The organism is Roseateles sp. (genome assembly GCF_965262435.1).
In the GTDB taxonomy this organism is placed as follows: Bacteria; Pseudomonadota; Gammaproteobacteria; order Burkholderiales; family Burkholderiaceae_C; genus Paucibacter_A.
In genome coordinates, this window is record NZ_OZ253537.1 from 4,285,992 (window position 1) to 4,299,519 (window position 13,528).

Annotated in this window: 9 protein-coding genes; 4 read left to right on the forward strand and 5 right to left on the reverse strand. The window is 60.1% G+C overall.

The genetic code is table 11. The features are described from left to right. The first annotated feature begins 4 nt into the window (after window positions 1-4). The 3 genes from ACQY39_RS18480 to dinB are packed head-to-tail and all read left to right on the forward strand — an operon-like array spanning window position 5 to window position 3,871. A complete protein-coding gene (locus ACQY39_RS18480; RefSeq protein ID WP_428508712.1) occupies window positions 5-436 on the forward strand; it encodes a hypothetical protein in 432 nt (143 codons plus the stop codon). Next, window positions 430-2,700: an AAA family ATPase gene (locus tag ACQY39_RS18485; protein WP_428508714.1), complete on the forward strand. Its 2,271-nt coding sequence runs from the start codon at window positions 430-432 to the stop codon at window positions 2,698-2,700. The genes ACQY39_RS18480 and ACQY39_RS18485 overlap by 7 nt, the downstream gene beginning before the upstream one ends. Before the next feature lie 10 nt (window positions 2,701-2,710). Beyond that, window positions 2,711-3,871, forward strand: a complete 1,161-nt coding sequence (gene dinB / locus ACQY39_RS18490) for a DNA polymerase IV (protein WP_428508716.1) — start codon at window positions 2,711-2,713, stop codon at window positions 3,869-3,871. On the opposite strand, the gene ACQY39_RS18495 is transcribed toward dinB, so the two are convergent. The 5 genes from ACQY39_RS18495 to ACQY39_RS18515 are packed head-to-tail and all read right to left on the reverse strand — an operon-like array spanning window position 3,809 to window position 9,705. Beyond that, entirely contained in the window at window positions 3,809-4,483 is a 675-nt protein-coding gene (locus ACQY39_RS18495; RefSeq protein WP_428508718.1) for a winged helix-turn-helix domain-containing protein, read from the reverse strand. The genes dinB and ACQY39_RS18495 overlap by 63 nt on opposite strands. Then, a complete protein-coding gene (locus ACQY39_RS18500; RefSeq protein ID WP_428508720.1) occupies window positions 4,480-5,640 on the reverse strand; it encodes a restriction endonuclease subunit S in 1,161 nt (386 codons plus the stop codon). The genes ACQY39_RS18495 and ACQY39_RS18500 overlap by 4 nt, the downstream gene beginning before the upstream one ends. After that, complete coding sequence (locus tag ACQY39_RS18505) at window positions 5,637-7,259, reverse strand: HsdM family class I SAM-dependent methyltransferase (RefSeq protein ID WP_428508722.1); 1,623 nt, start codon at window positions 7,257-7,259, stop codon at window positions 5,637-5,639. Before ACQY39_RS18505 ends, ACQY39_RS18500 begins: the two co-directional genes overlap by 4 nt. Before the next feature lie 24 nt (window positions 7,260-7,283). After that, the gene (locus ACQY39_RS18510) at window positions 7,284-9,419 is read right to left on the reverse strand and encodes a DEAD/DEAH box helicase family protein (RefSeq protein WP_428508724.1); all 2,136 of its coding nucleotides are present in this window, start codon (window positions 9,417-9,419) and stop codon (window positions 7,284-7,286) included. Continuing rightward, entirely contained in the window at window positions 9,409-9,705 is a 297-nt protein-coding gene (locus tag ACQY39_RS18515; protein ID WP_428508726.1) for a helix-turn-helix domain-containing protein, read from the reverse strand. Before ACQY39_RS18515 ends, ACQY39_RS18510 begins: the two co-directional genes overlap by 11 nt. Window positions 9,706-11,623: 1,918 nt before the next feature. Between ACQY39_RS18515 and ACQY39_RS18520 the strand changes: the two genes are divergently transcribed. Beyond that, a protein-coding gene (locus ACQY39_RS18520) for an IS3 family transposase (RefSeq protein ID WP_428508728.1) occupies window positions 11,624-13,185 on the forward strand; the annotation gives its coding sequence in 2 pieces (ribosomal slippage) (window positions 11,624-12,062 and window positions 12,062-13,185; 1,563 coding nt in all). Window positions 13,186-13,528 lie beyond the last annotated feature (343 nt).

Genomic DNA, 13,528 nt, shown 5'->3' on the forward strand with positions numbered 1-13,528 from the left:
ATCTGTGAGCGCTCAGAAGGGAAGCAATGGAATAAAGGATGGCGAAGCCAATTCGGAGGCATTTCGGCGATGGGAAAGTTCCGTTCGTGATTTCAAGCCGTACATTCAGAATGGCGCGCTAAAGATTTCCGTGGTGGCCCGTGAATGCGCTTTGAACCGAGATGTCTTCTACACCAATGCAGAGATCCGAGATGTTCTGTGGCCGGCATTGAAGAGGCGCCTCGAAAAGGCAGGTGTTCTAAAAGCTCGGGCGGTTGACCCCACCGTTGAGACCAAGTCGATCAGTGCCCGCAGTGCCCTTAGCGATATGCGTGTCAAACAAATCCAGGAAGAAAACGAGGCGGTGAAGGCCGAGAACGAAGAACTTCGCCGAAAACTCGCAAAGTTCAAGGGCGTCGAAGAGGCTCTGCAATCGACGGGACGACTTCCATGGTGATCCAAGACCGGCTCCAGTCCGTCCTTGTAAAAGTTCTAACGGTTCGCGTTCAGAATCGACACGGTGTTGTGTTCCGCGGCAAGGTGATCAACGAGGATGGGGAAGTCTCCGATGCCTATAGCGAGTTGACTGCACGACTGCAAGCGGGCGCCATTGGCACACAAGTGCTGGCGGGCCAGTGGTGGAAGCTGACTGGAGTAATTGCATCTCGGTCTTTTATCAACGCTGCCGGTTTCGAAATGACTGAGGAGCAAATGGACGTCACGCCAGGGAACGCATCGTTGCGACTTCCTTCAGGACGCCACGTTGTGGACTACCTCGCTCGCAACCCTCGTTTCACCGGCATAGGGCCCGTGACGGCCGAGGACCTGTGGGAAAAGTTTCAAGATAGGCTTTTCAGCATTCTGGACGATGGCGACTACCAAGCGTTGGTCGACGTTGTCAGCCCTGCAAAGGCGACGCTGTTGGTGCAGGGATGGCAGGAAGAGGGTCTCAGTACCACGCTGCAGTGGCTTCAGTCTCACGGCGTTGGGTTGACGATCGGCCGGCGAATTTTGAGTTATTTTGGCGCGGACGCGATTGACAAGATCTCCGACAACCCCTATCGATTACTGAGCTTCTCGGCCGGATGGAATGAGGTCGATCAGTTGGCGACTGGGCATCTCGGAATCGCTCACGATGATCCCCGCAGACTTTCAGCAGCAGTGGAAGAGGTGGTGTACCGCCGTTTCAGCATGGGCGACACTTTCGTTTCCCGCGCCGACTTGAGTATGGGTCTCCGGACCCTCGTCGCGGCTGGAAAGCAGACCTCGCAGCTGCTCAGTTCTGCCATCGACATGGCTGAATCAGCCGGTCGATTGTTATTTGACCTTGATGGCAACGCATACAGCCTCGGCGCCTCGATCCTCGAAAACCGGGTAGTTGACGCCATCAGTTCTCGTTTGCATCTTCGCAGCCCAGCGTGCAACGTGCGCGGCATCATGTGTGCATACGAAGCTCGAGAAGGTCTCAAGTTAAACGCCGAACAGCTCGAAGCAGTCCACCTAGTTGCGGACAACCACTTCTGCGTCATCACCGGCGGCGCGGGTTGCGGAAAGACCACTGCGCTGCGGGTTGTGTGCGACGTACTCGAGGCCCAGGGATATGAAGTCATTCAATTAGCGCTGGCAGGCAAGGCCGCAAAACGCATGATGGAGTCGACTGGACGTCCAGCTTCCACGTTGGCTAGCTTCATCAAGAAGTCTAGAGAACTGGATGATTCCGGGCTGTCACGTCAGTGCCCAGTTGCGCTCGTGATCGATGAGGCGTCCATGGTGGATCTCATTAGCTTCAGCACAGCCGTAGGACATTTAAACCCTGATTCCAAGATCGTGCTGATTGGAGACCCCCACCAGTTGCCTCCAGTGGGACCGGGGCTAATCCTTCATTGCCTTACAGAGATTTCGGCAATTCCGCACGTTCAATTGAAAGTAGCGAAACGCTTCGGCACGGTGATTGCCGACTTTGCGACTCGTATCAAGGGCGGAGATTTTCCCACTCTGAACGAAATTCAAAGCCCGATTCAATTCACTGAATCCAGCAGCTCAGAGATGGCAAAGCGTGCCGCGTCACTCTACCTCGAGCGACCTAATGAAACAGTTGTCTTGTGCGCCACCCGGTCTGTAGCTCAGGCGATAAACCAGCGCGTGCAGAAAGCGCTGTCCATCGGTTCTCGCCCCCTTCAGTTTTGGAATTTCGAGTTCGACCAGTGGGAGGGCTTAGGATTCTACGAAGGCGACCTACTCATCTGCACGAAGAATCACTGGGACATTGGCATTCAGAATGGATCGATGGGACGACTCGTCTCAGTAGCCGATCCCGTCAAACACTCATCGGACCCAAATCTGGAGCTTGGCAAGGTTGAGTGGGATGATGGCATAACTCGCTCGCTGACCGAATCACTGCTGGCTAGCGTCGAACTAGGTTATGCACTCACCATTCATAAGTCCCAGGGCTCACAATGGGGTCGCGTGATTGTTTGTCTCCCGATGAACAAGACATCGATGCGGATTGAACGGAGCCTTGTCTACACAGCCGTTACGCGTGCTCAAAGTGAGGTCGTCATCCTTGGAAACCACGCGTTGATTACACAGTCCGTAGTCGAGCGAAAAAGTGCTGATCGCCGCCGCGTTGGTCTTCCGAAGCGATTAAACGCCATCCTGCACCCCGAGTCCGGCGACGGTCCGCGCGCGGCAGGACAACCCCTATCGACAAGCTTGCTGTAGCCAATTCGCTATGACGCCGGTCCGCCGAATTGCGCACATCGACATGGATGCTTTCTTTGCGTCCTGCGAGCTCTCGATCTACCCAGAACTCCGGGGCGTTCCCATGGTTGTCGGCGGCGGAGACCGCCATCAACCCCGGCTGAATGCTAGCGGTATTCGTGAGTTCTCACGGCTGCGCGACTACGTTGGCAGAGGTGTTTTGACCACGGCCACATACGAAGCGCGCGCACTAGGAGTGCGCTCTGGTATGCCGACCATGAAGGCAGCTAAGTTGGCACCTAACGCCGTTTTGCTGCCAGTGAATTTTGCCTTGTATCGTCGGCATTCCGCGCTTTTCAAGGACGCGGTGCGTTCGATATGCGCCGAAGTACAAGACATTGGCATTGATGAGATCTACGCGGACATTACCTCACTGACCGGCGACTCTCACTCAATCGCCGTGCAGATCAAGGCGGCCGTGTTTAGTGCTACCCGCTTGACCTGTTCTGTCGGGATCGCGCCGAACAAGCTATTGGCCAAGCTATGTTCTGACCTTCAAAAGCCAGACGGCATTACCGTCCTAAGCGCTGAGGACGTCCCCACGCGCGTTTGGCCGCTGCCCGTGAGCAAGGTAAATGGGATTGGTCCAAAGGCGACACTCAAGCTCGCCACCATGGCTATCAACACCGTCGGAGACTTGGCCGCAGCAGACATTGCAGTCTTGCAGGAGTCTTTCGGACCGAACTACGCCGAGTGGCTGCATCAGGTTGCGCACGGAGTAGACGATCGCCCGCTGGTCACGCATTCGGAGCCAAGGTCGATCAGCCGCGAGACGACGTTCGAAAAAAACCTTCACGTTAAGCGTGACCGGGATGCTCTTTCACAGGTGTTCACAGATCTCTGTTCGCGCCTCAGCGACGACCTGATTCGCAAGGGGTACCGTGCGCACACTGTCGGCATCAAGCTAAGGTTTGAGGATTTCAAGACCGTTACTCGTGACTTGACATTGCCGAAAGCAATCGACGACAAACGGTCTATGCGCCAAGCCGCCTCGGCTTGCCTTAAACGCATCCCACTCGACAAAACGATTCGGCTTTTGGGGGTGCGAGCGAGCGCCTTAGTGCCGGCTTCAACGCCGCTCGATGAAGGACCCGCTCAGGGCGCGCTCGACTTTGGGTTGCCAGAACCGTAGTCCAACTGCCATGATGCGACGAACTAGAGCTCGTTCAGTGGAGCCACTCTCAAGTTGTTCCTTGCGCTGGTGGGCAAACACATGGTTGTGACCACCGGTGCGCTGCACCAACTCAGAATAGCTGATTGGCTTCGATGCAACCTCATCATCCATGTTTCTCTGCCAGTGAGCCCAAGCCTGCCGAGAGTGGCTGTCGAACACTAACTTGAAAACATGTGTGGGTACCTGCAGGGGCGATGCCGCCGATCCTGATGACGCGCCATCAACTTCGTTGACCTTGGCCTTGAAATCCTGGAACTCTTTGAACTGGTCGAGGTAGGCGTTATTGATCGTGGCCGGAGCATCTTCCAGCGCGGCCTGGCCGCGCGGGGTGATGCGGTAGTAGCCCCGGCGGGTGCCTTCGGCCAGGCCCGCCTTGACCAAGTAGGTCTTGGCCCAATGCACGCGGTTGGCGAACATGGTCTGCTTGCCGCTGGGCAGCAACTGCGCGCGTTCATCCGGCGTCAGGCCCAACTGGTCTGCGAGCTGCTCGACGGCGTCGCCGATCTTGGTCTCGCCAGCCGCCGCACAGGCCAGGACGGGGCGCATGAGGGTCTGGTAGTCCGGAATCATGCAATTGCCCCTTCGACCTCGTGAACAGCATCAGCAGCACGTTCAGCCGAGAAGGCACGCGCAAGCAGGGCATCAAAGGTTGCCGTTGCCTTCTCTAGCGCTAGGGCCTGCTGCGATTGGATCGACAGCATCCCTTCAGCGTGCCGCGCGAAGACGCTTTGTTGGGCCAGCGGGGGCACAGGCAGACGCAGCTCGAAGAGCTTGGCTTGGGAGATGTTGCGCATGGACGCACTTGTCCCCGAGGACAGCTTACCGAGCTCTTGCCGAACATGCGCGCTCTGGAACAAGGCATGCATGAAGGCCTGCTCAACCGGCTCGGCCCAGACGAAGCGCCACAGCTTGTCTGGCAACAGGGTTCTGCCGTTCGTGGACCTGACCACCGCCGTTGCACCTACGAGCTGCTCGGTGTTCGCCCGAGAAAACAGCATGTCGCCCTCGCGGACGATGTGGTTCGATGGCGGTTCGTAGTCGTCCGGCGTCGGCTTGCTTTCGGCCTCGATGTACCCCCCGGATGTCACGGCGCTTACCTTCAAGATCCTGTAGTCCGTGCTGCCCTCGCTTGCTGCCTGCAGGTTCTTGCCGCCTTCGAAGCGCGCGACCAGTTCCCGGACGGTGCGAATCGGCAAGCCCTTCGGGTTCGTCGCCGGGTCGCCGAACATGTCCGCGCAGAGCGCAGGGATCAGTGCTGCGGCCTTCTGCTGCGCTTGGTGTCGCAGGTGGACGATGCCGTCAGCTCTGGATAGCTGATCGACGATTCGCCGCTGCTCGTCGAGAGGCGGCACGGGGACACGGACTTTCCTGAGCCCTTCGCCGGTGATCTGCGGCTGGGCGCTTCCAGATATGACGTCGTGGAAGCCTCGGTGCTTTAACGCGTAGTAAAGGAACTGCAGATCGACAGACTCGGAGAGGTCGTCAAGCGCCATCGCGTTGCCGGTGACGTACGCCTTTGGCACAGAGAGGTTCAGGGTTCCGCACGTAGCCCCTCGGCACGTGATCAAGAGAGTTGCATGCTCGTGGTTGTACTGCGAGTAGTAACCGATACGGCCGTTTGCTCCGTAGACTGGATATCCGGTCTCCGTGAATTCAGCCTGCGAGATGGTTCTCCACTGCCTCGGTCTACAGATCTCCGTCAGGTACTTTGTGGGCCAGCCCGTCATACCGCCTCACTCAGTGCCGTCCGCAGAGCCTCGACCTCTTCTGCTATCTCTGCCTCGATAGCAGCCAGCTCAGCCAGCAGCTCGCGCGGGTCCTGGTGCGCCGCCTGAACTTGGCTCATGGGCCGATAGCGGCTGGCCGAAAGGTTGAAGTCGTTGGCACGCAGCGCTGTGGTGTCGGCGAACCACCAGGGCGCAGTCCACTCGGCCTTGGGATCGCGTTCACTCCAGGCCTGGAGCTTGGCCTCGCGGTCCCGGTAGGCCGCCGCCAGGCCGGGCATGTCGTCGGCCTCGACCGGCGTGTCGTGGTTGGCGTCCATCTTGTAGCCGTCGTTGTCGGCGTGCAGGAACATGACGTTCTCTGTCTTGCCACCACAGCGGAAGAACAGCACCGACGTCTTCACGCCCGAGTAGGGTTGGAAGACGCCACCCGGCAGGCTCATCACCGCCTGCACGCGGTTGTTCTCAATGAGCTGGCGGCGCAGTTCTTTGTGCGCCCCAGTGGAGCCGAAAAGAAGACCCTCGGGCACGATGACTCCGCAGCGCCCACCCGGGCGCAGGCTGTCCATCATGTACTTCATGAACAGCAGCTCGGTGGCCGTGCTGGTGCCGATCTTCACGTCGTCGACGATGCGGTCCTTGTCCACACGCCCTGAAAACGGCGGGTTGGCCAGCACGACGTGGTAGCCCTCCTGCGGCAGGCCGAGCTCAGCCTTGCGTTCGTTGTCGAAGCTGGTGGTCAGCACGTTGCGCAGCAGCACGCGCACGTTGGGCAGGCCGCGCAGCGTCAGGTTCATCGTGGCCAGGCGGATCATCTTCGGGTCCACGTCGTTACCGAAGAAGGTCTTGTTCTGGATTGCCGAGAGCTGCGCGCTGGACAGCTTGTCACCCAGGCCACGTACCTGGGTCTTGCCGTCGATCTCCACTTGCTGGATGGCGCCGGGCGACGAGTTAGCCAGGCGCATGTGGTTGTAGGCGGCCACGAGGAAGCCCGCGGTGCCGGCCGCGGGGTCGTAGACGGTTTCGCCGACTTTGGGGTCGACCATCTCGACGATGGTGCGGATGACGTGACGCGGGGTTCGGAACTGGCCCAGCTCGCCGGCCTGGCGGATCTGCCGGAGCACGTGTTCGAAGAGGTCACCCTTGGTGTCGGCGTCGGAGCGGTCCAGGCGCAGGCCGTCGACCAGGGTCACGACCTGGGTCAGCACGGTGGGCTCGTCGATGACAAGCCGCGAGCCATGCATGAAGTTGACAGCCGAGCCGCCTGCCACTTCGGTAAAGAACGAGAACACTTCGTCGCGCAGGAAGCGCACCAGAGGTTCACCGGACAGTCCCGTGGCCCACACCGACCAGCGGAAACGGTCTTTCGGGATCGTGGTCTCGCCCTTGGTGGGCGCGTTGAGTGGGTTCTGCAGCGTCCAGAAGCCGTCGAACATACTTGTGTAAGGCTGCTTCAGCACCTTGGCGCGTGCCTGGTTCTCGGCGTCGATGCCTTCGACCAGGTAGAAGAAGAACAGGAAGGCCAGTTGCTCGGCGTTGCTGACCGGGTCGGGGTAGCCGCCGCCGAACAAGTAGTTGCGGATTGCGTCGACATCGCGGCGCATGTCAGGGGTCAAAGGCATCGAGGGATCTCTGGTCTTGTGGGGTCAGGATGGCGCGCGCGGTTGCGCGCCCGAATCAGGTTGTGGAGGTTCTGCGTCGCCGAACACGGCGGCGCTGAGCGACTCGAGGATGTCGTCGAGCACATCAGCCCCGCCGAAGACGCGCACCGCCTCGGGTAGGCCGCCCATCAGTGTGAACGGCGGAAAAGCGAAGTGCCCGGCTGTGAACTCGTCCCAGGTGTCAGCATTGGCGCGAAGCTGGCTGCCCACAGTGCGCAGCCAGCGTTCCTGGTCGGGCGTGAGTTCGCCTTCGCGGCTCAGGATCCAGGCTTCGAAGCGGGAGCCAACTTGTTCCTGCAACTGCTCGGAGGCTTCAGGAAAGATCAGGTTGCCGTCCTCGTCCACCGTCACCCAGGCGCGAGTATTGGGGTCGATATGGTCATCGACATCCAGGGAAAGCAATTTGCGTGGCTCACCAGGGGGCTTGCGCGGTCGTTCCACCACGATGCCGCCTTCGCCGGCTCCTTCGTCGTCGCCGTGGTAATCGGTGACGCCGACGAAGTCGAACATTGTGAACACCGGCTTGCCTTTCGCCTTGCGGGTGCCGCGCCCGCGCATCTGTTGGTACAGGATGGTCGAGCGGGTGAAGCGCGCGAAGACCAGGCTGACGACGTCAGGGCAATCGAAGCCTGTGTCCAGCATGTTCACCGAGACCAGAATCTGCGGAAACTGCTCTTTCTTGAAGCGTTTGATTTTGGTCATGCCGTCGACTGTGTCGTCGGCGCCCGTTCCGGAGACCACGTAGTCTGCGTAGCGCACCTCAGGCGAGGGCTTCTTGTCGGCAAAGGCCTGGTCGAACATGTTGGCCAGGGTCTCGGCATGCCGCTTGGTGACGGCGAAGACGATCACCTTGCCGAAGAGCGGCTTGCGCAGCACGCCCTTAGCGTCGACGTAACCGTTGTCCATGACCTGACGGAACTCGCGCACCATGGCGCGGTTGCGCTCGGGGATGGTGACCTTGCGTTCGAGAGCTGCCGGGTCGATCGTGATGGTCTTGGCATCGCCAAAAAGCTCTTCCAACTCCGACTTGGTGTTTGCGTCCATCGCCGACCAGTCGAGTTCGTCACGTGCGACCTCGAAGCCGCCTTCGGCCGCCGTCTTGACGGTCTTGGCCTTGTAGATCTGGTACGGCACGAGGAAGCCTTCCCGGATGGCGTCCTTCATTTTGTAGCTGAAGGTGGGCCGGTCGACCTCGAAGAAGCGCAGGGTGTCGCGGATGGCGAGCTTGTCGTCCTCGTCGCCAAAGGTCGAAGGGTCGGCGATGCACGGTGTGGCCGTGAGGCCGACCTGTACGCCGTCGAAGTGCTTGAGCACGCCGCTCCACTTGCCGTAGATCGAGCGATGGCACTCGTCCGAGATCACTAGGTCGAAGTAGCCGGCCGAATATTCACTGTAGATGTTCACCATGCTTTGCAGCGTGGTGATGGTGATGCGCTTCTCGTCCTGGAAGCGGCGCCCGGCGCGCAGCACATAGGCCGGGAAGTCGCTGAGGTGTTCCGCGAAGGCATCTTCGGTTTGCTTGGCCAGCGGGATGCGGTCAACGAGGAAAAGCACGCGGGTGATCGCGCCTGCTTCGAACAAGCGCTTGATGAAGGCCGCGGCCGTACGCGTCTTGCCGGTGCCGGTGGCCATCTCGACCAGGAGCTTGCGACGTCCGGCCTGGATCTGTGTGCAAAGCTCGTTGATGCAATCGATCTGGTAGTCGCGTTCGACGATGTGCTTGTCGATCTCGACCGAAAGCAGGTCTCGCTTGACCTGGGCGGTGGCCGCACGACGCTCCAGATCAACCTGAGAGAAGAAGGTCTTGATCGGGCGTGGAAAGGCTTCGGTCTGCCACTCCCAAAAGCGGATCTCGTTGCCGTTGGCCAGGAAAATGTAGGGGACCTTGAGCTGGGCGGCGTAAGCCTTCGCTTGGTCTTCGGCTTCGGCAGGGTTTATGGCTGCCTTCTTGGCCTCAACGACAGCGAGAGATCGGCCGTTGCGGTCGCACAGCACATAGTCGGCCTTGGTGCGGTCGGGGAGCACATACTCGAAGCGCACGGCGTTCGTGTTTGTGATTTCCCAGCCCTGGTCGCGAAGCTGGGCATCTATCTTGACGCGCGAGAACGCTTCATTTGTCATTCTTCGAGTTCTCTCCCTCTGACAGGTTGGCCATCTCGGCAAGCTTTACCGCTTTATCAACCAACTGCGATGGTTTTTCATGTAGTGCATACGCGATCGCACAAATGACGCTGAGCGTTGGCTGACGTCTGCCGGATTCGAGCAAACCAATGAATGTGCGATCCAGGAAGGCATGGCTAGCCAGTTCCTCCTGAGTCATGCCACGTTTCTGGCGGGTCTCCTTCAATGTCCTTGCAAAGGCGTCAATGACAGCCTCGTTTCGCGCTCTCGCCATCAGCGCAATCATCCGGGCATGCAGACTATAGTCAACCGACTATAGTCTGCATGTGTTATCAATTACGAACCGGAGCACTTAATGCAGCAACATACCGCCGCAGGGCCAGGAAACTGGCCAGACGCTGATATCGCAGCGCCTCAGCCCAGTTCGCGAATAGGCGCCCCGGTTTCAGTTGCGGTGGAAGGCGTCATGTTTTTGGTCACCTTCCGCTGCCGCCACAATGCAAGTGAGGCTCTAGTGCAACTGATTGCGAGTCCGGAGGATTTTGAGAAGGTGCCGATTCCAGATGGCGGGTACTTTCTTGATGCAATCGACCTTCTGACGCTAGAGAGAAGTTGCGGGTCAAGCGAGGCCTCTCGCAGAGTCGCATGCTTGCTGACAAGGTCGCCGAACAACCGATCGGCACTCAGCCATTTGATAGTCACTGCAACCGGGGACCTCCACCGGGTGCCACCGAACGCACCGGGCGATGCCTTGGACCTGGCCGACTGGAAGGTGCTGTACAGCCATGGCGGTGTTGCACGCAAGTGACCGTGAGGCAATATCTATCTGATGCACTGGATAGATCTCGATGGTTCTGAAACCATCGGGACATGCCGAAAAACCGCGACTACACCGGACTTCTGAGGACTCCGCCTTCAATGGCAAGTCAAAGAGCGGGGGATGTGCTAGTTTCTGCCCATGAAGCCAGTCAAACAATGTCCGCGCATAACGACTGAGTCTTGCGCTCCAGGTGGTCGCGGCCAGCAGCCTCTGCTGAATGTTGAACTGCACATGCGTTTGCTGCTTGAAGGCGGTGCAAAAGCTTCAACGCTCGAATCAGCCATGGCGGCTCTGACTCGTATCCGTCGGGGGCGAGATGCGGAGGCCAAATGCAGGGGGCAATGAATTCAACAAGTTACAGAAACCGCAATTGCGGGATTCCGCCGCAATTCACCGCAAAGTGAGCATCTGGCGCGCGTGGTTAAGGTTCCAAGGTCATGTTTTCGCCCCGTAATCTTGATCTGAAGAGCTTGGCGCTACATCATCTCGTTGCTCAGAAGATCCGATCGGACCCCTCTCTGTTTTTGAAGGTGCGCAAGAATCTCGAGCGGCTGGCAGATCGGAGCAATGGCGCTCCAGACGTCTACGCAACGGCTTGGCTTGTTGTGTTCGACCAAGGATTGGACGAAGCCCTTGCTGTCGCAACGTCGGACACAGAACGGGGGCAAGCAATGAGGTCGAGTTCTCCGTTCGCGGGCGTCTTGGCCGAGAGCGAGCGCCTTGATTTTCTCAAGGCATGGGCATTGCGAACCACGTCAAATCCGCACTCCCGATGAACCTCATGCTGGCATCAGCAAAATGGTCGGGAAAGGCGCCGCTCGTTACATGCACCGGCAATAGCGGAATGAAGCACAGAAATTCAGTAAATCATTGATTTAATTGAGAGAACGTGGATTCTTGTGCATCAGATAGATAGTGCCGGACCGTGAATAGGAAGTACGCTGCCTTCTGTCCGGTAACTTCAACTCAGACCCGAACAACCGCTCGTGCGGCGGGCAACACTGCAGACTCCGGCGATGTGGGCGCCCTCGTAATGGACGCCAAGTTCCGCACACGCTGGCGACGGGGCGAACTTACCGACCTACTCGTTGAACTGTTCGATGGAAAGGGCTACGGCGGCAAATGGGATCGCGTGTTCATTTTGCAGCCGCAGGCATATGCAGTGTCTGACCCGTCATCTCCGCTTGCCTGGGGGCAGCACTGCGACTATGGACAGGAATCGCCCTCAAATCACCGAACAGGAAATATCCAACTCGCGGCTGGGGCTCAAGACGGTGATGCGCAACAGAACCTGCGTCGTTTGATCGCCATGGGACTACCCCCCGCGTCAGAATAGTTGTCGCCTCCATTGATTCAACCCAGGGGGCGGCGATGAAGGACGAGAGTGGCAAGGTACGGACAAGCATTGAAGAACAGAGCGGTGGCCAGGTTGCTGCCGCCGGAGAGCGCGACGCTGGAAGTGGTGGCGCGGGATGTCGGCATTGGCGTGGGTACGCTGGAGCGTTGGCGTGAACAGGCGCAGCCTGCACCTGCGGGTGCCCGGACATGGACAGCCGGCGCCCGGCTTGAAGCCGTGATCATCACAGCGGCCATGAACGAAGCGGGCAAGAGCGCCTGGTGCCGTGAGCATGGCGTGTACCCGGCCGAGTTGGACAAGTGGCGAGCGAGTTGCACCGCCGCACTGGCCGCGCCCGAGGAGGCGCGCGCCAGCCCGCAGGCCACGCGAGCCGACCGCAAACGCATCAAGGAGCTCGAACGCGACCTGCTGCGCAAGGACCGGGCGCTGGCCGAGACGGCCGCCTTGCTGGTGCTGTCAAAAAAAGTCGCGGCGATCTTCAACAAGGGCGAGGACGAATGATCGGCCTCGAGGATCGCCAAGCCTTGGCTCGAGACATCAACGCCGCGCATGCGGCTGGAGCGCGGCTGCGGCCGGCCTGCGAGATCGCAGGCATCGAGCTGCGCACCTTGCAGCGCTGGAAGGCCGGCAAGGGGCTCTGCGAAGGCGATGGCCGGCCTCGGGCCGTGCGCCCACTGCCAAGCCATGCCTTGAGCCCGGCCGAGCGCGCCGCGCTGCTGGCCGCGGCCAACGAGCCGCGCTTCGCGTCGGTGCCGCCGGCGCGCATCGTGCCCATGCTGGCCGATGAGGGCGTCTACCTGGGCAGCGAATCCAGCATGGCCCGCGTGCTGCGCGAGCATGGGCAGAACGCACGACGCGGCCGCGCCAAGGCCCCCAAGACCTCGCGAGCACCGACCACGCACATCGCCTGCGCCCCCGGTCAAGTCTGGTGCTGGGACATGACCTACCTGCCGGCCCAGGTGACGGGCCGCTGGTTCCATCTGTACCTGATCCTGGACCTGTACAGCCGCAAGATCGTGGGGGCCGAGGTGCACGACCGTGATGACTCCGACCATGCCGTGCATTTGGTGCGCCGCACAGCGCTGGCGGAAGGCATTGCCACGCGAGAAACCAGGCCCGTGCGGCATGGCGACAACGGCTCCACGCTCAAGTCCACGACGGTGCTGGCCATGCTCAACTGGCTGGGCATCAAGCCCTCGTACTCGCGGCCCCGCGTGAGCGACGACAACGCCTATGCCGAGTCCTTGTTCCGGACCGCCAAGTACCGGCCGGAGTTCCCGACCCAGGGCTTCGCCGATCTTGCCGAGGCCAGAGCTTGGGCGGCCGAATTCGTGCGTTGGTACAACGTCGATCATCGGCACAGTGGCATCGGCTACGTGAGCCCGGCGCAGCGCCATGACGGTCGGGACCACGAGATCCTGGCGGCGCGCCACGCGCTGTATCTCCAGGCCAAACAGCGCCACCCGGCGCGCTGGTCCGGCAACACCCGAGACTGGTCGCAGGTCGGTGCGGTGACCCTCAACCCCGAGCGCGAGGCCATAGTCAACATGGCCTCCGCCGCTCCTCATACTCAGCAGCAGGCTGCGTGACTGAGGCGACAACTACCTTGACGCGCGCCGGGGTAGAGACCCGGCGTCCGACCAGAACACAGACTCGGCGAACCACCCCAACGAATACGAGGACCAGGCGCATAAGCGCTCGCGGCCTTCTGGTTTCGGTGGCGGCGTCCGCACCATCGGCATGGCAAGGTCGTTTATGTCCGGAGCAGTCACTCGTAGAACCATGCAGGAATGGCTCAGATCAGCCTATTGCTGAAATTCGACGGATTTCCGCTTTGGGCACTTTGCTGCCACTCAGTCTGGCCGCCTGAATGACCGGATCTGGTCGGCGGCCGAGGTTCTCGAATGCGCTTGAAAGCGGTCGTCCAGACTG